This is a genomic window from Bacillus sp. mrc49 (assembly GCF_002803435.1).
Window position 1 is genome coordinate 316,676 of record NZ_PHNG01000688.1, and the last position, 19,461, is coordinate 336,136.

Consider the following 19,461-nt stretch of genomic DNA (forward strand, 5'->3'; position numbering starts at 1 on the left):
TTGTAAAAGGAGAGATACACATTGAAAATTAAATCAATAGAACCGACACCAAGTCCAAATACAATGAAAATCAATCTGACAGAGGAGCTTTCAGCAGGTAAAAGCAATAATTATAAGAAGGATCAAGCTGAGCAGGCTCCACAGTTAATCAAGGATTTATTCACGATCGATGGGGTCAAGGGTGTCTATCATGTTGCGGATTTCCTGGCGATCGAGCGCAATGCGAAATATGATTGGAAAGATATTTTGGTCCAGATCCGTCAGGTATTCGGGGAAAAAACCGAGGAACAAAACGAGCAAACGATCTTAAATGAACATTATGGTGAAGTGACTGTTGCCATTCAACAATTCAAAGGGATTCCGATGCAGATCAAAGCCAGTGATAGCCAGCAGGAAAAACGTTTTGCATTGCCTGAGTACTTCCTGAAGGGCATTGCTGCTGCACAAAAAGAAGATGATAACGTGGTCTTGCTTCGAAAATGGAAGGATTACGGGATAAGATATGGAGATATGGAAGATATCGTCAAGGAAGTATCGGACGAGCTAATCGCGGCTTATCCGGAAGAACGGATTAACCAGCTTGCAGCGGCAGCTGATCATCTGACTGATAAAAAAGAAGCATTCGTGAAACGTACAAAAATAAAATTGACTGCCGAAATGCTGAATGATGAAAGCTGGGAAAAACGGTATCAGGCGTTAGAACAAATGGAAGATCCAACCGTCGATGATATTCCGGTACTGGACATGGCCCTTGCCGATAGCAAAGTCTCCATCAGAAGGCTAGCGGTTGTCTATTTAGGCATGATCGAAGATAGACAAGTGCTTCCAAGCCTGTATAAGGCATTGAAGGATAAGAGTGCTGCCGTAAGACGGACGGCTGGTGACTGTTTATCCGACCTGGGCTTTGAAGAAGCGATGGGGGAAATGTCACAATCACTATCGGATAAAAATAAATTGGTCAGATGGAGGGCGGCGATGTTTTTATACGAAGCTGGCGATGAATCGACCCTCCAGTCCTTAAAGAAAGCTGAGCAGGATCCCGAATTCGAAGTCGCCCTGCAAATCAAGATGGCGATCGCCCGGATCGAAAATGGTGAAGAAGCAAAAGGCTCGGTGTGGAAGCAGATGACAGAATCAAGACAACCGAACGATGAAAGATAAGCAAAAAAATAAGAAGGTCCATAAAAGGTAAAGGCATGGGGTGAATCCCCATGCTTTTTCTTTTTTGATCCAGGCATTTTTGCCTAGCATGTAGGAACGATTTTTGCTACGATATCGAATTTATATCAATAATAACGGGTTCTATTATTTTAGAAAAATGATTTTTATAAAAATTTAAACAATGATGGTTGCAATTGCATATAAATATGTTAGAATTTTTAGAGTATACTAAAAATTATATTATCTGAATTATCAAACATTTAGTAGAAATTGGGGGTACAACAAATGTCTACATCAAACAAGAGAAGTGACATGATAACAAAAGGAGTCGATCGTGCTCCTCACAGAAGTCTGTTGCGTGCAGCGGGAGTTAAGGAAGAAGATTTCGGGAAACCGTTCATTGCGGTTTGTAATTCCTATATTGATATCGTTCCAGGGCATGTCCATCTTCAGGAATTCGGAAAAATAGTGAAGGAGGCCATTCGTGAGGCTGGCGGAGTTCCTTTTGAATTCAATACGATCGGAGTCGACGACGGAATTGCAATGGGCCACATCGGCATGCGTTATTCCTTGCCTAGCCGGGAAATCATCGCCGATTCGGTTGAAACGGTTGTATCGGCACATTGGTTTGACGGAATGGTTTGCATTCCAAACTGTGACAAGATAACACCGGGAATGATGATGGGGGCTCTTCGAGTCAATATCCCGACCATTTTCGTAAGCGGAGGGCCAATGAAAGCAGGTAAAGACAAAAACGGGAAATCTCTTTCCTTGACATCTGTTTTCGAAGGAGTCGGTGCTTATCAAGCGGGTAATATCAATGAAGAGGATCTGCAGGAAATCGAGCAAGTGGCATGCCCGACTTGCGGATCATGTTCGGGAATGTTCACGGCAAACTCCATGAACTGTCTCGCTGAAGGTTTAGGACTTGCACTTCCGGGAAATGGCACGATTTTGGCGGTCGCCGAGGAACGGAAAGAGTTCGTCAAGAAGTCGGCAAAGCAATTGATGGAAATCATCAAGCAGGATATCAAGCCTCGTGATATCGTGACGATCGATGCCATTGATAATGCTTTTGCATTGGATATGGCAATGGGGGGATCGACTAACACCGTTCTCCATACACTTGCATTGGCGCATGAAGCAGGATTCGAATATCCAATGGAACGCATCAATGAAATTGCGAATCGGGTACCGCACTTGGCGAAAATTGCTCCGGCATCGGATTATCATATTGAAGATGTACATAATGCCGGTGGTGTAAGTGCCATCATCAACGAGCTGCTCAAAAAACCAGGTGCCTTCAATGGAGATTGCCTTTCCGTTTCAGGTAAAACACTACGTGAAAATGTTGCCGGTTGTGAAATATTGGACAAAGATGTTCTCCATCCTTTGGATAACCCGCATTCTGAGCGAGGTGGTCTTGCCGTATTGTTTGGGAACCTTGCTCCGCAAGGTTCGATCATCAAGGTGGGTGCCGTTGACGCATCGGTTGGTGGTTATCACAGGGGACCTGCCATATGCTTCGATTCCCAAGAAGATGCACTATCCGGAATCATAACTGGAAAGGTGAAAGAAGGGAATGTAGTGGTCATCCGCTATGAGGGACCGAAAGGGGGACCAGGCATGCCGGAAATGTTGGCCCCCACTTCCCAAATCGTCGGAAGGGGACTTGGAGCCAAGGTCGGTTTGATCACGGATGGGCGTTTTTCCGGAGCGTCCCGCGGCATCAGTATCGGCCATATATCTCCTGAGGCAGCTGAGGGAGGCCCGATCGCCTTTGTCGAAAATGGTGATATCATCGAGCTGGATTTGGAAAACAGAACGATCCAATTGGAGATTTCCGATGAGGAATTCGAAAACCGCAAAGCCAATTGGAAAGGTTTCGAGTCCAAAGTGAAAACAGGCTATTTAGCACGCTACTCCGCGCTTGTAACGAATGCAAGCTCAGGCGGCGTCATGAAAGTTTAATTTCAGGGTGTGCTCAAAAAGGCATTGACTATATTATTTTAAATTGAAGAGGACCTCATCAGGTCCTCTTCAATTATTTTAGAGCATGTTTATTGAACGTAAAACAAATGGATTGAAGCGGATCAGTAAAACTTCCCTAAGGGTGCCAGTCCAAGGAGATCCCAAAGGTGTTAAAGTGCGGACCGCTCTGGAAAGCTAAGTGCCTGCAGTTGAAAGGAAGGTCGAAGTCGATGTCCAACCCTTCCAAAGCTCTTTCCAATCATCCATCGATTCGCTCAATGACAGTTCTTGATATCGCTTCCTAAGATGGCCGGTCCCAGTTTCGCGGTCTTTGAATTGAAAAGACGGACCTGTACCTTAGCTTTTTCCATTTCCGCTGTAATCTCATCAAATCTTCCAGCCCAGGTCGGACTTTCTTCTTCTTGAGAAGGATCGAGCATGAACTGCCAACTTATGACGCGGGGTATGAAAGCAAAACCTTGATAGCCATCATAATTTCCGTAGGAAGAAGGGGGTGGAAGGTGCACACCAAGGATGCTTACATTAGTCCGTGCAGAACTTGGCGGCCGTAACTGAACCTTGTAAATTAACGCCGATCCCTTTGCATTAGCCAGTTTTTCATCAATCGGTTCCAGCACCATACTACAAGGCATTGTTATTGCCTGAGAATGGGGCGGGGCGATTACCGAGGTGGAGAAGAATAATATCATCACGAGCAATGCTTTCATATGTACACCTCTTCGGTTTATTTGGTGTTAATTTACCCTTATTGAGGTTTTACTATTAATGGGGTTGCAGTACATTGAGAGGGTATTTTTGTCGAGCCTTCGTATAAACTTGGTTTGGCAAAACCATCTTGCTCCTTCCGGCTGAAAGAAGGATAAAGGCGGAGCAATGAATCCAATGAGAAGTAAGCGCCAATTTTGCATAATCACGCAATAATATAGTATGATTAAATTATTGGAAGAATTGTAATACAGGAGGTTTTTAGATGTCGATGGCCTATGATGAATATATGAAACAAATGGTGAAGCCGATGCGTGCGGAACTGGTGCAGGCAGGGTTCGAGGAGCTGGAAACGGCTGATGCGGTTGAAAACTTCATGGAAGCTGCAGAAGGTACGACATTGGTGGTCGTTAATTCAGTTTGTGGCTGTGCCGCGGGATTAGCCCGTCCAGCTGCCACCCAGGCCGTATTACAGGCAGATGAGGGTAAGCCCAATCATCTTGTGACGGTTTTTGCCGGTCAAGATAAGGATGCAACAGCTAAAATGAGGGAATATTTCACAGGAATAGAACCTTCTTCCCCGTCCATGGCTCTTTTGAAGGGCAAAGAAGTCCTGCACTTCATTCCCCGCCATGATATAGAAGGGCAGCCAATGGAAGCCATAATGGAAAATTTATTAAGAGCATTCAGCCAAGTAAATAAGTGATGAATCGGAATGTCCCGGCAACGGGGCATTCCTTTCAAGTTTAGGCGTGTAAAAAGGGGGAGGCGCATGTTTGTCACAACAGTTGGAAGAGCCGATAAAGAAACGGCAATGTTAGCAAAAAGGGTAGCTGAAGAATTACAAATCCCCTTTATAGCCCGGAAAAAACGCTCGGTGCGCGATATTCAATGTGATAATGGAGAAGAAGACTGTCTTGTATATGGGAAAAATAGAATGGAGCTATATCGTTACAACGAGAAGGACCCCTTCTTTTTTCATCCGAACCTTGCCATGATCCGGATAAAAAGGATCATTCGCGGCGAAAATGACCCGTTTCTCTTTGCCGGAGAGATAACAGCAGGCAGCTCTGTGCTGGATTGTACCTTGGGCTTGGGCTCCGATGCGATTGTCGCGAGCTATGCAGTAGGGGCACAGGGAAGAATCGTTGCAACGGAAGGCAATCGATATTTGGCCCTCCTAGTGGAACATGGTTTGAAGACGTGGAGTGATGCAGAAGAAAAGATGATTGAAGCGATGAGAAGGGTTGAGGTCATTCATGGCGATCATTATGAAATGTTGAAAACCATGCCGGATAATCATTTTGATGTAGTTTATTTCGATCCCATGTTTGAGGAAACGATATCAGAATCAAATGGAATAAAAGGGCTGACCCACTTTGCAGAAGGTAAGGGGCTATCGTTTGAATTAATGGAACAAGCCAAGCGGGTGGCGCGGAAGAGAGTCGTTTTGAAAGACCACTTCCGCAGTTCCCGCTTTGAGGAATTCGGATTTGAGGTGCAGAAGAGAAAAACATCCAAATTCCATTTTGGCTACATTTCCGTTTCAGATCAAGAATGATAATCTGTTTCTTCAAGTCCCATGGCACAGCCTTCGCGGCTTGAATCGGCTGCTCCATAGTTAGAGCCATCCGGGTTGATTTGTATGGCCTGGACGTTCCCGATAGAATGGGGGACGTCGTTGAAGACGAAGCCCATTGCTTCCAATTGTCCTTTGCTTGTCATGTCCATGCCTGCTTCCCATTCGATGTGCGGGCCCATCGGCGTGAAAATCCTTGGCTCTTCAATGGCAGCTTTCAAGTCCATTTTCAAATCTAGTACATTGATGATCGTTTGAACCACTGAGCTGATGATGGTTGGCCCGCCAGGCGATCCAAGCGTTAAAATAGGCTCGCCGTCTTTAAAAATGATGGTCGGGCTTTTGCAGCTGACAGGCCGCTTGTTCGGCTGCACTTCATTCATGCCGCCCGGAACGGAATCGAAATCCGTCAATTCGTTATTCAACATGAAGCCATAGTCGGAAACCATGATCCCCGATCCGAAGGGGTGCTCTACCGTTGATGTGCAAGCGGCGATGTTGCCCCATCTGTCACGAACCGTGAAGTGTGTCGTTTCACTGATATCTTCGTCATTGGGCTGCGGAATCACTTCCCTTTTGTTGACCGAATCATAAATCCAGGGGTTTCCGTAGTCGATGGCATTATTCCTCGTCTTGAAATTAATGAAAGAGCGGCGTTTCGCTATATAGTCATCATGCATGAGACCTTTCAATGGCAATTCGGCAAACTCCGGATCAGCAAGAAATGCCTTTTTGTCGGTGAAGGCTAAACGCATCGCTTCGGCAATTAAATAATATTTTTCCCAGGAATGAACATCATATTGCTCTATATGGAAGCTCTCCAGGATTTTCAAGATTTGAATGACGGTGAAGCCGCCCGCACTTGGTGCCATCGATGAAGCGATGGAATAATCCTTGTACGTCCCAAACATCGGTTCATCAATGGTCGCTTTATAGTTCTGTAAATCGGAAAGCTCCATGAAACCGCCAAGTTCCTTTATACAGGAAATGATGCCTTTCCCGATCTCGCCGTCATAAAAAGCCGAAATTCCCTCACGTTGCAATATGCGATACGTATTCGCCAATTTTTCTTTTACCAGCAAGTCGCCGGCTTTATATCGTTTACCTTCGGGCATAAAGAAATTACGTGCTTCTTCACCCAATCGGTATTCAAAGTTTTCAAGAGCATCACAGAGTACCCAATTGACCGGAACGCCTTTTTCTGCGTATTCAATCGAAGGCTCAATCAAATCCCCGAGTGGTTTGCTGCCATACTCAGATAATGCTTCATCCATCGCCTTCAGGATTCCGGGGATGCCCACTGCCGTAGCTTTGATCGAACGTTCTCTAAAGGGAATGACTTCACCATCTTCATCAAGGAACATGTTCGGATGGGCCGCTTTAGGTGCCCTTACATGACCGTCGAATATTTTCGTCGTCTTTTCTTTTGCATTATATACCATCAGGAAACCACTGCCGCCGATTCCTGTCATCATCGGCTCTACAATATTGAGGGCGAATTGGATGGCGACGGCTGCATCAACGGCATTCCCGCCTTCACGTAATATTTTTTCCCCAATCGATGTAGCTACGGGGTGTGCCGTTACGACCATTCCCGCATTACCTGTTGCCGTTTCCCGTTTATAGTTTTCTTCTTTAGTGTTTCCATTATTGTTTTCCAAGGTCATTCCTCCAGTATCAAGTCCATTTAAAACCACAACGAGCAGCTTATGTGAAAAGAAAACCTTGCCATCGTAGGTGAATGACAAGGAGCTTCTTCGTAACTATTCATTTATTCTTAATCGGCAAATGATAAATATACGAAAAATGCTAATGTTACAAGACATAAAGCGACCATGGCAGTCGTGGTCAAAGCCATATAAGAACCCTCCTTAAAAAGACTTGAATCTAATTAAGTTCTCCAAATATCGCCAAAATCCTTCATGTAAATTTGGGTTTCGAATTATTTAGTGAAAAGGTTGGGGTTCATATCGCGTATATAGGTATTTATCCTTTTTTAAATTATTTAAAACATAGGACACTATATATTCGTAATTGGCAAAAAATAAAAGTATACTAAATATAAAGAAAATACAATCAAGAAGGGGGAGTGTGAGTTGAAAGCAACGGCGTGGTTCAGGAAAAGTCTCGTCATTTTGGTATCCGTTTTGACGTTCGGTCTTGTCACCCCTTCAGATTTGGCGTGGCTTGCCGAGGCCGATTCGTTAAAGGATACGAAAAAGGGGCTCGTCGAAGAAGAAGGTTTAGCCTATCTTGCTTCACAGAATTCGACTGAACGGAAAGCGGAATTCAATCGGGAAGAGTTTTTATCAGGCATACTGGACAAAGCAGAGGAAAGCGCTTATATGAAATTTGGCGAAAAAATCAATCCTAAAATCGGTGAAGAATTCAAGCTGGCGATCTTACCAAAAATGCAAGAAGCCCTAACAGAAATGGCCTCCCAATTTCCGGATGAAAAATTACAGCAATTAACGATCACGGAGCAGCCAAGTGCTGGCAGGGCAGAGAAAATTTTTCATATTTATGATTCATTAAGCGGCAAGGATATCATCCGCTTTCACGTCAGGCAGGAAAACCCTCCGCTTGAGGGGTATTGGTTCGATTTTCATTATCATACCTATCATGATGCGTTTACGGCCCACCATGATCTCGGGAAAATATACTGGGATAAAAACACACCGCCTGAATGGACAAGCAAACAACAAAAGCTCTCCTAGGTTGGTTTCATTGATTTAATTTCATGGTAAGAGTAAGATGAAGATAAAATTTCCTATAAGCAGTAAATGATACGTTGTCATGCAACGTATTTATTTTGTTTTCCGTTCGAAATGGAGATATTATCCCCCGCGTTAGTGGGAATAATGGTAAATGACCATTGATTCATGCAGTAATAGGAGCAGAGGAGTCTTTTTCATGTCTGAGTTGTTGAATAACATTATTCAAACATATGCCCAATTTTTCGATTGGCATATGTGGGTGGAGGTTTTATCCGATCCAGTGAGCTGGGGGCTGATTGGAACGCTCGTTTTGATGGAAGGATTGCTATCTGCGGACAATGCTTTGGTATTGGCTGTAATGGTCAGGCATCTTCCGGTTAAACAGCGTAAAAAAGCCCTTTTTTATGGTTTATTGGGCGCATATGCTTTTAGGTTCGTGGCGATTGGAATCGGTGTTTTCCTCATTAAACTATGGTGGGTGAAAGTGATTGGAGCAGCCTACCTTGCTTGGCTCTCATTTAAATACTTCCGGAACAAAAGAAAACGGAAGGCCGGGGACGATGAAGCGATTCAAGGAATGAGTAAAAACAGCCTGTTGATCCGGATGTTCGGCATGTTTTGGGGAACGGTTGCATCAGTGGAACTGATGGATATCGCATTCTCCGTCGATAGCGTCCTGGCTGCCTTTGGAGTGAGTGAAAAAGTCTGGGTCCTCCTGACCGGCGGGATGATTGGAGTCCTGATGATGAGGGGCGTTGCAGGGGTATTCTTAAAATTGATCGATAAGGTTCCGCAATTGGAAACGGCGGCCTATGTGCTTATCGGTTTCATTTCCATTAAAATGTTGATTGCCGTTGCGGGAATCGAAATACCGCCCGCAATCTTTTTTGCCTTCATTTTACTGATTTTCGGGACCACGCTCGCATTGCACTTCAAAAAAGGAAAAAAGCTGAAAGAACATGGATGACAAAAAGCTGACATCAAAAGTGATTCATCTTAGTTTGCAGACAAGAGGGGTTCGGAAAGTGAAAATTCCAACCCCCTCTATCCTTTTCAAGTGCTTCCTTTCCGCGGGCGGCTTGGGAGCCTCCGGACGTTACAATCAACGGCCACATTGTACAACTCATAAAAATAGACAAACTCGATTTTTTTGTCGGGTTTGTCTACAGTCTGTGCTGACACCAAAAACTGGTGTCAGCTTTTTTTATGGAGTATATCAAGAATTTGAAGAAGGACTGTAAAAGTAGTGAAGAAAAGCAAAGGCAATAAAAAATTTAGCCAGAGAGAAGGCAGCAGCGGATGCAGCAGGATGCCAAAGAAAATGGAGAACAGCAAAAGGTCGAGAATGATGAATACTTTTAAACTGTAGATATCAAGAACTTCTTCAGCTAGCTCCCTTTGCTCTTTCAAAAGGTCATTTTTATTATTGGTTTCCATGAAATCACCTTAAACCTTTTACATTATATATGGTTGATATATGAAAGGGTTGCAGAAATGGTGCTCCAATAATAAGCGTTGCCATAATTACCAATAAAACATGGAGTTTTCGCTTCCGATCCGTATGTTATACTAGAATAATAGTTTAAGGGAACGAACATACATACATTTTCAGGGGAATGGTGAAGGGGGAGAAGTTCATGCAACGGAAAAAGTGGCTAATCATATCGGCGTTATTTGTCTTTTTTTTAACCATGCTCTCCTATTCATTAGCGAAGGAAGATGGTATGAGATGGCGTGAATTGCCAAAAGATAGTCTTTTGAGGCAAGCTGACTTGTTTAATGACAATAAAGTTTTGCGGAAAATATTTTTATTTCCTGAAGAGGATTTCAATGAAAAGGAAGCGTTGAAAATTGGAGGAACGATCGATGAACTGCCCCAATCGTTATTGGAGAAAACGGCTGAGAGCGGTGTCAGGATTAAATTATTCCAAGGTAATCTAACAGAAAACCAATCGGCAGCTAATTTAAAGGGACATACGCCCCGGGGTTATTTGAATAAAAAAACGACCTGGGATGACGTGCCTGGCATGGGCGGATCTCATACCGTATTGGTCAAGATCGGCGCAAGCGATAAGGGCAACGGGCATGGGTCGGTCAATTTGGAGCTCCATGAACTGGCGCATTCGATCGATAATATCGTATTCGATGGAATTCGGGATGACATGGATTATTTGAAAATCTGGGGTAAGGAAGTCGATGTCTTGTTTCCCGGGCAGTCGTATTTTTCCAATTATCCTGAAGAATATTTTGCCGAAACGTTTGCCATGTTTTATGTAAACTCTGAACAAAACCAATTACTTAAACAAAAGGCACCCAAGACATATCATTTTATTAAACAATTAGATTAAACATTGGACTTACGTTAAAATAAGATGAATGAATGTAGAAAAGGTGGTATAGCATGAAGCAGTATTTGGATTTATGTAAGCATGTCCTGGAAAATGGAACTCAAAAAGGCGATCGTACGGGAACGGGAACGATCAGTACCTTTGGCTATCAAATGAGGTTCAATTTGCAAGAAGGATTTCCTGTCCTTACGACGAAAAAGGTTAGTTTGAAAGCGATAATCCATGAATTGTTATGGTTTTTGAAGGGAGATACAAACGTCAGCTACCTCCAGGAAAATGGCGTGCGCATCTGGAATGAATGGGCTGATGAAAATGGTGAACTAGGTCCGATATATGGTCATCAATGGCGATCATGGGGGACGGCTGATGGTAGGCAAATCGACCAGATCAGTGAATTGATCGAGCAAATCAAAACGAATCCCAATTCAAGAAGATTGATAGTGAGTGCTTGGAATGTTGGGGAATTGGATGAGATGGCCTTGCCGCCATGTCATGCCTTCTTTCAATTCTATGTGGCTGACGGTAAGCTTTCGTGCCAATTATATCAACGTTCGGCGGATGTTTTTTTAGGCGTTCCCTTTAATATAGCATCGTATGCCCTTTTAACGATGATGATTGCCCAGGTATGTGATCTGGAGGTCGGTGAATTTGTACATACATTTGGGGACGTTCATATTTATTCCAACCATCTTGAACAAGTTGAGTTGCAATTGACTCGTGACCCTAAACCATTGCCAACCATGAAAATAAATCCGGAAGTGAAAAATATCTTCGATTTTAGCTTTGAGGACTTCGTTCTGGAAAATTATGAAGCGCATCCTCATATAAAGGGTGAGGTAAGCATATGATTTCGTTAATCGTCGCCATGGATCAGAATCGGGTGATTGGAAATGATAATCGACTCCCGTGGCATTTGCCGGCAGATTTGCAGTATTTTAAAAAAGTGACGTTGGGCCATCCCATCGTCATGGGACGAAAAACATTTGAATCGATAGGGAAGGTGCTCCCTGGCAGGGAAAATGTCATCGTAACCCGCAATCAGGATTTCAAAGCGTCTGGTTGTGAAGTCTTGCATGCCATTTCCGAAATCAAAACATATGCCGACAATCGTGATGACGAGGTATTCGTGATTGGCGGTGCCGAAATCTTCAAAGAAGTCCTGCCGTTTGCCGATCGATTATATATAACGGAAATTCATGAAACATTTGCAGGTGATACCTTTTTTCCTGCCATCGAAGAAAATGAATGGGAAAAGGTTTCCTCAATCCGAGGTACCGTGGATGAAAAAAATCGCTTTGCACATGATTTCATTATCTTGCAAAAAAAATAAACGACTAATCCGGTTATGGGAAGTACCCATGATCGGATTTTTTGCATGAAAAGGATAAAAGATGGAATTTTTAGAAAAATCAATTACATTACCTGTAGTAAAGTGCTATAATGATTGAATTGATTAGGAAGGAAATGAGGGATAGTTATGAATCAGACTGCATCAATGAACAGGGGGATCCAATTGGAGGATATTCTAATTGCCTATAGAGAACTGAAAGACATCGTTCTACATACTCCTCTACAAAAAAATCAGAGACTATCTGATAAATATGAATGTAATGTTTATTTAAAACGCGAGGATCTACAACATGTGCGCTCCTTTAAATTAAGAGGGGCATTCTACAAAATGAAGAGCTTGACCCACGAAGAGACGGAGAACGGAGTCATATGTGCCAGTGCAGGCAACCATGCACAAGGGGTCGCTTTTTCCTGCAGCCAGTTGGGGATACATGGCAAAATTTTCATGCCTGCCACAACACCAAGGCAAAAGGTCGATCAAGTACAGCTATTTGGCAAGGATAACGTCGAGATCATTCTTGCCGGTGATACATTCGATGATGCATTTGCAATGGCGATGGAATGCTGTGAAAAAGAAGGGCGCACTTTTATCCATCCATTTGATGATGATAAAGTTATTGCCGGACAGGGTACGACGGCTGTTGAAATCCTGAATGATTGTGAAGATGAAATTGACTATGTCTTCGCGGCAATCGGCGGCGGCGGACTGATGGCTGGTGTATCCAGTTATTTCAAATCGGTTTCACCTAATACGAAATGCATTGGTGTGGAGCCGCTTGATGCGGCATCGATGGAATATTCGTTCAAGGAAGGGAAAGTGACTGAACTTGAAAGCATAGATACCTTCGTGGACGGTGCAGCAGTCAAGTGCGTAGGACAAAAAACATTTCGGTTATGCAAAGATAACCTGGAAGACATCGTTGTCGTTCCTTCCGGGCAAATCTGTACGACCATCCTCGATTTATATAATCAGCATGCGATTGTCGCCGAACCGGCAGGAGCCATTTCTGTAGCGGCGTTGGATTCGTACAAAGAACAAATCAAAGGGAAAACGGTTGTTTGCATGGTCAGCGGCGGGAACAACGATATTGGGCGGATGCAGGAAATCAAGGAGAAATCTTTACTATATGAAGGGCTGCTTTATTATTTTATCGTCAATTTTCCACAACGGGCCGGCGCATTAAGGGAATTCCTTGACGAGGTTCTAGGGCCGAATGATGATATCAGCCGTTTTGAATACACAAAGAAAAACAATAAAGAAAGCGGTCCTGCATTGGTGGGTATCGAATTGAAAGTCAAGAATGACTATGAGGGACTCATCCAAAGAATGAATAAAAAAGGTTTCTCATTCGTCGAGGTCAATAAAGACAGTAATTTATTTCACTTGTTGATTTAAGCAGCTACAACATGATAAATTAGGATAGAATAATATTCTTTTTTACATTTTTATTCTACCTTCCCAGTCGTAACGAACACCCTGTCGATAATTGTTACCATTATATGACGGATTGTCGGTTTACTTTCAATTGGTTGGAAATGGTATTATAATCAAGGTATGTTTAATTATAACACCAAAGGGGTTGTATCCATGTCGAACATTGGAGTACCTGGTCTAATTCTCATCCTGATATTGGCACTAATAATATTTGGTCCGAAGAAACTTCCTGAGATTGGCCGTGCATTTGGACAAACGCTTCGTGAATTTAAAAAGTCCACGAATGAATTAACAAAAGGCGATTATGAGGAAGATAAGAAATTACAACAAAAAAATCATGAATGATTAAACGGTGGGCGTAAGATGGAATCGTCTTGCGCCTTTATGCTGGAACAAAGACACTGATTTTGAAGGCGTGATCAATAGTGGAAGATAAAGAATTAAATATCATCGATCATCTCGATGAACTAAGAAAACGGCTCATCATAACGGCTGTTGCTTTTATCATCTTTTTTATCGCCAGTTTTATTTATGTTGAAGAAATTTATCATTGGTTTGTAAAGGATCTTGATTTTGACCTAATGGTATTGGGCCCAAGTGATATCATTTGGATTTACTTCATGCTTTCCGGCGTGGTGGCCATTGCAGCAACGATACCGATAATTGCCCTGCAAATCTGGTTATTCGTCAAGCCTGCCTTGATGCCGAATGAAGTAAGGGCGACGCTTTCCTATATCCCGGCACTTTTTCTGCTATTTATTGGAGGCCTGGCATTCGGTTATTTCGTCATTTTCCCGACGATCCTCCAGTTCTTGATTGAATTGGGAGATGGGATGTTCATAACGAATTTCACTGCGGATAAGTACTTTTCATTCGTCTTCAATATGACCATGCCATTTGCAGTTTTGTTCGAGCTTCCCGTCGTTACGATGTTTTTGACCTCCATCGGCATCATCAATCCGTATGTGCTTCAAAAGTTAAGGAAATATGCGTACTTTGTTCTGGTGGTCATCGCCGTATCGATCACGCCGCCTGACTTTATGTCAGACTTCCTGGTAATGGTTCCGTTGCTGCTATTATATGAAATCAGCATTTCCTTATCAAAGGTCGTCTATAAACGCAAGGTGAAACGTGAAAGTTTGCGTGATGGCAACATTGAAGAAGGTATATGAAAAAGACCCATGAAGGCACCCGTCCTTCATGGGTCTTTTTGTATTCTTGATAACAAGCATGATTTGTCCTATTTTTTACACATTTGAATATTTATACTTTTGGATTTATTGTGTATAATGTAAGCAATCGGTTGAAAATGAGGATTGATATTTTGATGTTCAAATGCTTGGAATTCAAAGATTGTTTTGGACATAAGGTCACCATTTCAGAAATACCTGTCTTACTGCCTAGTGATCCGAATTTTTTTATGTTGACCGTGCGTTTGGAAGTATTCGTAAAGAAAGTTTTTGCCAATAAAGATCATAAAGAGAGTTACTCATTTAAGCAATATTTAGCATCCGTGCTCAAATGGCCTGTATATAACACAATTTTTCCTGGGAATTTACTTAATAATGCTTGATGCGGACTGTTCCATCGCTAACTAATCCGATAATAGAGATGCCCCGAATTCCACGAGATATCGAATGAAGCGGCATCATTTAAGGTTAGTGGATGGAACGGTCTTTTTTTGTGTAATCATTTCGAGGGGAAGAATGCCTCGGGATGACAAAAAGGACCTTAGGTTTAAATGCTTACCTTGAGTAGGTATAATACAATAGATATGTTAATTTAGGGATGTGTATTGATGAATAAAGTAAAGATAGTGACAGACTCAACGGTGGATATGACACCTGAAGAACTGGAATATTATGATATCACGATGGTTCCTTTATCGATCTCCATTGATGGGGAAACCTTTTTGGATAAAGTAGAAATCGAACAGGAAGAATTCCTGAAAAGGATGAACCGTTCAAAAGAACTTCCGAAAAGCTCACAGCCTGCGGCAGGAACGTTTATGGAGGTTTACAACAAGCTTGGCAAAGACGGCACGGAGGTCCTTTCCATCCATATGACAGGTGGTATGAGCGGGACTGTACGCTCTGCGGAAAGTGCCGCAAGCATGTCCGACGCGAAGGTAACCGTTTTTGACTCGAAATTCATTTCCAAGTCGATGTCTTTCCAGGTGATCGAGGCCGCAAAGCTTGCAAAAGAAGGGAAATCCGTTGCAGAAATAATCGAAAGGCTGGAGCATATCAAGAAACAGTCAAGCCTGATCATTGTCATCGAAACACTGGATAACCTTGTTAAGGGCGGCAGGATTGGGAAAGTTTCCGCTTTCATCGGTTCACTGCTTCACATCAAGCCGATTGCGCTTTTGGAGGATGGTGTATTGCATCCGGTTTCCAAAGCCAGAAGCCAGTCACAGGTCGTGAAGTTCATCATCAAGAAATTCAAGGAAGATACGGATGGTAAAAAAATCAGGGGCATTGGTTTTGTACATGCAAACGGTTTCGAATTGGCAGATAAAGTCCGTCATGCCATCAGTGAACTATCGGGCTTTCAGGATTTAAAAATAGAAGAAACGACCGCCGTTGTCAGTACCCATACAGGTGAGGGCGCCATGGCAATCATGTATTATTGGGATTGAGATGAATATTATAGGTTAGGTTCTTCCTTTTCACATAGATTTTCGCTCCATAGAAAGAGGTACTGTCCTCCATGCAAAGGTTCTGTTAGAATGAAAGAAGTATCAGAATATTTTATACATAAAGGACGGGGTAGAAATGAGAAAGCTGCATGTGCTAATGGCAGCTATGGGGACATCGATACTATTGCTATTGACGGCATGCGGTTCAAATGGTGTCCCGGATGCGAAAAATTGGGACCTTGAGGATTTTAGTTACATCGATCAGGATGGCAAGCCTTTTTCAAAAAGTGATCTCAAGGGTAAGGTTTGGGTAGCGGATTTTATCTTTACCAGCTGTGAAACGGTCTGTCTGCCGATGACCTCCAATATGTCGAAGCTGCAACAGCAATTGAAGGATGAAGGGATAGAGGATGTGGAATTCATCTCCTTTTCTGTCGATCCCGAAATAGACAAGCCAGATGTATTAAAGAAATTTGGTGATCAATTTAATGTTGATTATAAAAATTGGCATTTTTTGACTGGTTATGACCAGGAAGAAATCGAGCAATTTGCACTGGATAATTTCAAGACGATCGTCAAAAAACCAGAAAAAGAAGATCAGGTCATTCATGGAACCAGCTTTTTTCTCATGGATCAAGACGGCAAGATCATTCGGGATTATACAGGTCTGCAGGACATCCCCTTTGAGGACATGATCAAGCATATAAAAATCCTGCAAAATTATTGAACAGGTTACTGACCTGTTCTTTTTTTTCGGCTGTTTTCGCACAATTTGTTGGTATTGCCCAAGTAATGCGTTGTGGTTGATATCCCCGTGAACGCCCTTGGTTTCATCAGACCCGCTCTTCCCGCAGGAGCCTTGCATTTCCGCCACGATCAACCTTAAATCGCTTCGTTTTAAAAACAAAACCTTTACGAAAAGAACCTTTTTTGTTTACCTTGCTTTATATTGGGGTAAGTGGAACAGTCGAGTGGATTTTTGAAGAAACGGATGAACTGAAGAATGATTTTACATGCTCAGTACATGCTAAATTTTATAGGACTAGCTTTAATTCGCGGCATTTTTCATATCATATGGTAGGAAAGGCTATAGCTTGAATTATAGCGGAGGTATATTGTTTGCAATCTTTCGTTTTCTACATGATATAATATATGGGTAGGAAGGTGAGGGCCATGAGATACAGAATCACCTGTCTTTTCATATGCATAGTTTGGATTTCTGGTTGCGGTCAAAGCGAAACGGCTTCAAGCCAACCAGCTGTTCAGCAGAAAAGCATCGTTAAGCTGAGTGAAAAGGAAACGATTCCTGCCAGCTTTTTTCCGGATCCTGTGAAAATCGTGTCAATTGGCGATTCCTTGACTCAAGGCGTCGGTGATAGCAAAGATAATGGCGGGTATCTGCCTTATTTACAAAATAAGCTGGAGAAAGAACCATCGATTACTTCTGTAGAGATGATCAATCATGGTATACGCGGAAATCGGACCGATCAACTTTTGAAAAGACTGGATAAGGCAAGAATTAAAAAAGACATTGAACAAGCTGATTCGGTCGTCGTCACAATCGGTGGCAATGATATCATGAAGGTCTTTAAAAAGAATTTCTCGAATTTGGAATTGAATCAGTTTAAGGCTGCAAAATCAGGGTATGAAAAAAGATTGAGGCAGATACTCGATAAGGTGCGCTCAGAAAATGACCATGCCCAAATTTACCTTGTAGGCGTGTATAATCCGTTTTCCAAGTGGTTCGGGGATTTTTATGAGCTTGATCTGATCATGAATGATTGGAATGAAAGTGGCAAAGAAATTATTGAAGAATATGATTCAGCTTATTTTATTGAAATAGCAGATATTTTCAAGAATTCCGATGAAGATTTGCTTTATGCTGAGGATTATTTTCATCCGAATGATCGTGGTTATGAATTGATTGCGACAAGAATTTATAATGACATGGATATCACCACTATTGGAAAGGACACGTTGGAAGCAAGTGCCAAAGGAGATGATGACCAAGAATGACAAAGGTCAAATGGAAGACTTTGTTTTTTTCCCTCTTAGCGATAAACATCCTGGTCATCCTGTTCGTTCTGATTTTAGTGAATTTACCCGCTAAAGACAAAGAACTCATACCAAAGGTTAGCCACGAGGAAGATATCCAATTTCAAATTCACACAAATCGTGAAGATTTGACAAGACTGATCAATCAGTATCTCGATAAGGAAGGATTGACAGGTCCCATGCATTACGAAGTATATTTGACGGACGAGGTCGAGCTGTATGGGACGATGCCATTTTTCAATCGTGAAGTGGAGATGAAATTAACTTTCGAGCCGATTGCCCAAAAGAACGGGGACTTGGTGCTAAAGCAAAAATCTATTGCGGTCGGCCGAATGAATCTTCCTGTGTCATATGTAATGAATTTAATAAACGAACGCTATAATATGCCGGAATGGGTCAGCATCAGGCCAAATGATGAAAGTATTTACGTTTCGTTACAGGATATGGAATTGAAAAGCGACATCAGGGTCAAAGCGAAGGATTTCAATCTTAAAAAGGATGATATTTCGTTTTTATTGACCATCCCATCATCGTTTCAGTGATCGAGGGGAAATGGATGAAAAAACCAGGATTGATATGTCCTGGTTTTTTTATTTATGGAGATAACATAATTGATTCTAAGCGGTCTGTTTCATGATTCAAGCCGATCATATAAAGGGTCGAAGCTGTATTTTCTTTAAATTCCATATCAGGCAATGAGGATACGATCCGTTTTGTCCCGGCTTCCCTTGCATCGAAATCAACAATCATGGGATGGATCGTGAGATAGTCACTTGCCTGTTGGAAAGAGATCTCTTCAAATACGACATCCCCATCTTTTACGGCAATATCGACCGAAGGCATTGCGGGTACCAAATGTATGAAGCGGAACTTGGCTTCATTTTGAGGGACAAAGGGAAGATCAATGAATGGTAAGAGTGTCAAGGACTCATTGGCAAAAGCGGCGGCGAGCGTATAAGATGTCCCGCCTTCGAGCTCCAGGTTCCGGCTGAGCAGGGGCGAACGGGTTTCTTCATTCAAATATATGTCCAACTGGTGCCTTCCAGCAGGGAAGGTCATGTAACGACTGCTTTCTTTAAATGAGAGGTTTTTGAAAATAGGGACTCCATTTACATGAATATCCATGGAGGGGGCAGCTGAAGAAACTTGTAAAATGCGCATTTGTGCAGGCAGTGTGACTTTCATTTGTTCATATTTCAGTTGTTGTGCCGCTTTTTCAAGACTTTTCATATGTTTCTGGGAATAATACTCATGTAGCTTTGGATTGCTGTATTGATAATAAGACGATAGTAAACCATAGGTTTTCGCTTTTTGTAAAAATGATTGTGTATCGCTCATTTCCAAACACCTCGCATTTTTCCATTATGACTCCAGCTTACGGGGGAATGCCAATGTGTGTGTCTGACCCATTCATTAAAAAGAAGGATAAAACGGCATATTATTTTACAGGGCAAAGTAAAAGCGTTAAAATGCATTCA

Annotated in this window: 21 protein-coding genes; 17 read left to right on the forward strand and 4 right to left on the reverse strand. The window is 42.4% G+C overall.

Annotation, left to right across the window (positions count from 1 at the left end; all coding sequences use genetic code 11):
• The first annotated feature begins 21 nt into the window (after positions 1–21).
• Together CVN76_RS12820 and ilvD are read left to right on the forward strand one after the other, a co-directional pair.
• Positions 22–1,161, forward strand: a complete 1,140-nt coding sequence (locus CVN76_RS12820; RefSeq protein WP_100531555.1) for a conserved virulence factor C family protein — start codon at positions 22–24, stop codon at positions 1,159–1,161.
• A 285-nt stretch (positions 1,162–1,446) separates the two neighbouring features.
• Complete coding sequence (gene ilvD, locus CVN76_RS12825) at positions 1,447–3,132, forward strand: dihydroxy-acid dehydratase (RefSeq protein ID WP_100531556.1); 1,686 nt, start codon at positions 1,447–1,449, stop codon at positions 3,130–3,132.
• Between the two features lie 275 nt (positions 3,133–3,407).
• Here the strand turns inward: ilvD and CVN76_RS12830 are convergent, their stop codons facing one another.
• Positions 3,408–3,842, reverse strand: a complete 435-nt coding sequence (locus tag CVN76_RS12830) for a hypothetical protein (protein WP_442857572.1) — start codon at positions 3,840–3,842, stop codon at positions 3,408–3,410.
• A gap of 281 nt (positions 3,843–4,123) precedes the next feature.
• On the opposite strand from CVN76_RS12830, the gene CVN76_RS12835 reads away from it, so the two are divergent.
• Positions 4,124–4,564, forward strand: a complete 441-nt coding sequence (locus CVN76_RS12835) for a BrxA/BrxB family bacilliredoxin (RefSeq protein WP_100531558.1) — start codon at positions 4,124–4,126, stop codon at positions 4,562–4,564.
• 66 nt (positions 4,565–4,630) lie between these two features.
• Positions 4,631–5,419 (forward strand): class I SAM-dependent methyltransferase, encoded by a 789-nt coding sequence (locus tag CVN76_RS12840; RefSeq protein WP_100531559.1) that lies wholly within the window; start codon positions 4,631–4,633, stop codon positions 5,417–5,419.
• Here CVN76_RS12840 and ggt read toward each other — a convergent pair.
• Positions 5,410–7,098, reverse strand: a complete 1,689-nt coding sequence (gene ggt / locus CVN76_RS12845; protein WP_442857568.1) for a gamma-glutamyltransferase — start codon at positions 7,096–7,098, stop codon at positions 5,410–5,412. The two genes, CVN76_RS12840 and ggt, sit on opposite strands and share 10 nt — an antisense overlap.
• Positions 7,099–7,533: 435 nt before the next feature.
• On the opposite strand from ggt, the gene CVN76_RS12850 reads away from it, so the two are divergent.
• Both CVN76_RS12850 and CVN76_RS12855 read left to right on the forward strand, forming a co-directional pair.
• Entirely contained in the window at positions 7,534–8,154 is a 621-nt protein-coding gene (locus CVN76_RS12850; protein WP_100531560.1) for a YpjP family protein, read from the forward strand.
• A 196-nt stretch (positions 8,155–8,350) separates the two neighbouring features.
• Positions 8,351–9,121, forward strand: coding sequence for a TerC family protein (locus tag CVN76_RS12855; RefSeq protein WP_100531561.1), 771 nt, complete (start codon positions 8,351–8,353; stop codon positions 9,119–9,121).
• A gap of 227 nt (positions 9,122–9,348) precedes the next feature.
• Here CVN76_RS12855 and CVN76_RS12860 read toward each other — a convergent pair whose 3' ends face one another.
• Positions 9,349–9,591, reverse strand: a complete 243-nt coding sequence (locus CVN76_RS12860) for a hypothetical protein (protein ID WP_100531562.1) — start codon at positions 9,589–9,591, stop codon at positions 9,349–9,351.
• 200 nt (positions 9,592–9,791) lie between these two features.
• On the opposite strand from CVN76_RS12860, the gene CVN76_RS12865 reads away from it, so the two are divergent.
• The 11 genes from CVN76_RS12865 (at position 9,792) to CVN76_RS12915 (ending at position 18,525) form a co-directional block, all read left to right on the forward strand.
• Positions 9,792–10,502 (forward strand): anthrax toxin lethal factor-related metalloendopeptidase, encoded by a 711-nt coding sequence (locus CVN76_RS12865; RefSeq protein WP_100531563.1) that lies wholly within the window; start codon positions 9,792–9,794, stop codon positions 10,500–10,502.
• Between the two features lie 53 nt (positions 10,503–10,555).
• A complete protein-coding gene (locus CVN76_RS12870; RefSeq protein WP_100531564.1) occupies positions 10,556–11,350 on the forward strand; it encodes a thymidylate synthase in 795 nt (264 codons plus the stop codon).
• Entirely contained in the window at positions 11,347–11,832 is a 486-nt protein-coding gene (locus tag CVN76_RS12875) for a dihydrofolate reductase (RefSeq protein ID WP_100531565.1), read from the forward strand. Before CVN76_RS12870 ends, CVN76_RS12875 begins: the two co-directional genes overlap by 4 nt.
• A 147-nt stretch (positions 11,833–11,979) precedes the next feature.
• A complete protein-coding gene (gene ilvA / locus CVN76_RS12880; RefSeq protein WP_100531566.1) occupies positions 11,980–13,248 on the forward strand; it encodes a threonine ammonia-lyase IlvA in 1,269 nt (422 codons plus the stop codon).
• Positions 13,249–13,440: 192 nt separating this feature from the next.
• Positions 13,441–13,632: a twin-arginine translocase TatA/TatE family subunit gene (locus CVN76_RS12885; RefSeq protein ID WP_061140421.1), complete on the forward strand. Its 192-nt coding sequence runs from the start codon at positions 13,441–13,443 to the stop codon at positions 13,630–13,632.
• Between the two features lie 80 nt (positions 13,633–13,712).
• Complete coding sequence (tatC, locus tag CVN76_RS12890; protein ID WP_061140422.1) at positions 13,713–14,459, forward strand: twin-arginine translocase subunit TatC; 747 nt, start codon at positions 13,713–13,715, stop codon at positions 14,457–14,459.
• 155 nt (positions 14,460–14,614) lie between these two features.
• The gene (locus tag CVN76_RS12895) at positions 14,615–14,860 is read left to right on the forward strand and encodes a DUF2535 family protein (protein ID WP_332850635.1); all 246 of its coding nucleotides are present in this window, start codon (positions 14,615–14,617) and stop codon (positions 14,858–14,860) included.
• A gap of 225 nt (positions 14,861–15,085) precedes the next feature.
• Positions 15,086–15,928 (forward strand): DegV family protein, encoded by an 843-nt coding sequence (locus tag CVN76_RS12900; protein WP_100531567.1) that lies wholly within the window; start codon positions 15,086–15,088, stop codon positions 15,926–15,928.
• 136 nt (positions 15,929–16,064) lie between these two features.
• Positions 16,065–16,655 (forward strand): SCO family protein, encoded by a 591-nt coding sequence (locus CVN76_RS12905; protein WP_100531568.1) that lies wholly within the window; start codon positions 16,065–16,067, stop codon positions 16,653–16,655.
• Between the two features lie 446 nt (positions 16,656–17,101).
• A complete protein-coding gene (locus tag CVN76_RS12910) occupies positions 17,102–17,944 on the forward strand; it encodes an SGNH/GDSL hydrolase family protein (protein ID WP_061140426.1) in 843 nt (280 codons plus the stop codon).
• Entirely contained in the window at positions 17,941–18,525 is a 585-nt protein-coding gene (locus tag CVN76_RS12915; RefSeq protein ID WP_061140427.1) for a YpmS family protein, read from the forward strand. The genes CVN76_RS12910 and CVN76_RS12915 overlap by 4 nt, the downstream gene beginning before the upstream one ends.
• A 52-nt stretch (positions 18,526–18,577) precedes the next feature.
• On the opposite strand, the gene CVN76_RS12920 is transcribed toward CVN76_RS12915, so the two are convergent.
• Positions 18,578–19,321: a DUF4397 domain-containing protein gene (locus tag CVN76_RS12920; RefSeq protein WP_100531570.1), complete on the reverse strand. Its 744-nt coding sequence runs from the start codon at positions 19,319–19,321 to the stop codon at positions 18,578–18,580.
• Positions 19,322–19,461 lie beyond the last annotated feature (140 nt).

Coding starts and splice junctions, on each gene's coding strand:
- ilvD (WP_100531556.1), top strand. CDS start 1,447: ATGTCTACATCAAACAAGAGAAGTGACATGATAACAAAAGGAGTCGAT.
- CVN76_RS12830 (WP_442857572.1), bottom strand. CDS start 3,842: ATGATATTATTCTTCTCCACCTCGGTAATCGCCCCGCCCCATTCTCAG.
- CVN76_RS12835 (WP_100531558.1), top strand. CDS start 4,124: ATGTCGATGGCCTATGATGAATATATGAAACAAATGGTGAAGCCGATG.
- CVN76_RS12840 (WP_100531559.1), top strand. CDS start 4,631: ATGTTTGTCACAACAGTTGGAAGAGCCGATAAAGAAACGGCAATGTTA.
- CVN76_RS12855 (WP_100531561.1), top strand. CDS start 8,351: ATGTCTGAGTTGTTGAATAACATTATTCAAACATATGCCCAATTTTTC.
- CVN76_RS12860 (WP_100531562.1), bottom strand. CDS start 9,591: ATGGAAACCAATAATAAAAATGACCTTTTGAAAGAGCAAAGGGAGCTA.
- CVN76_RS12865 (WP_100531563.1), top strand. CDS start 9,792: ATGCAACGGAAAAAGTGGCTAATCATATCGGCGTTATTTGTCTTTTTT.
- CVN76_RS12870 (WP_100531564.1), top strand. CDS start 10,556: ATGAAGCAGTATTTGGATTTATGTAAGCATGTCCTGGAAAATGGAACT.
- CVN76_RS12875 (WP_100531565.1), top strand. CDS start 11,347: ATGATTTCGTTAATCGTCGCCATGGATCAGAATCGGGTGATTGGAAAT.
- ilvA (WP_100531566.1), top strand. CDS start 11,980: ATGAATCAGACTGCATCAATGAACAGGGGGATCCAATTGGAGGATATT.
- CVN76_RS12885 (WP_061140421.1), top strand. CDS start 13,441: ATGTCGAACATTGGAGTACCTGGTCTAATTCTCATCCTGATATTGGCA.
- CVN76_RS12895 (WP_332850635.1), top strand. CDS start 14,615: ATGTTCAAATGCTTGGAATTCAAAGATTGTTTTGGACATAAGGTCACC.
- CVN76_RS12900 (WP_100531567.1), top strand. CDS start 15,086: ATGAATAAAGTAAAGATAGTGACAGACTCAACGGTGGATATGACACCT.
- CVN76_RS12905 (WP_100531568.1), top strand. CDS start 16,065: ATGAGAAAGCTGCATGTGCTAATGGCAGCTATGGGGACATCGATACTA.
- CVN76_RS12910 (WP_061140426.1), top strand. CDS start 17,102: ATGAGATACAGAATCACCTGTCTTTTCATATGCATAGTTTGGATTTCT.
- CVN76_RS12915 (WP_061140427.1), top strand. CDS start 17,941: ATGACAAAGGTCAAATGGAAGACTTTGTTTTTTTCCCTCTTAGCGATA.
- CVN76_RS12920 (WP_100531570.1), bottom strand. CDS start 19,321: ATGAGCGATACACAATCATTTTTACAAAAAGCGAAAACCTATGGTTTA.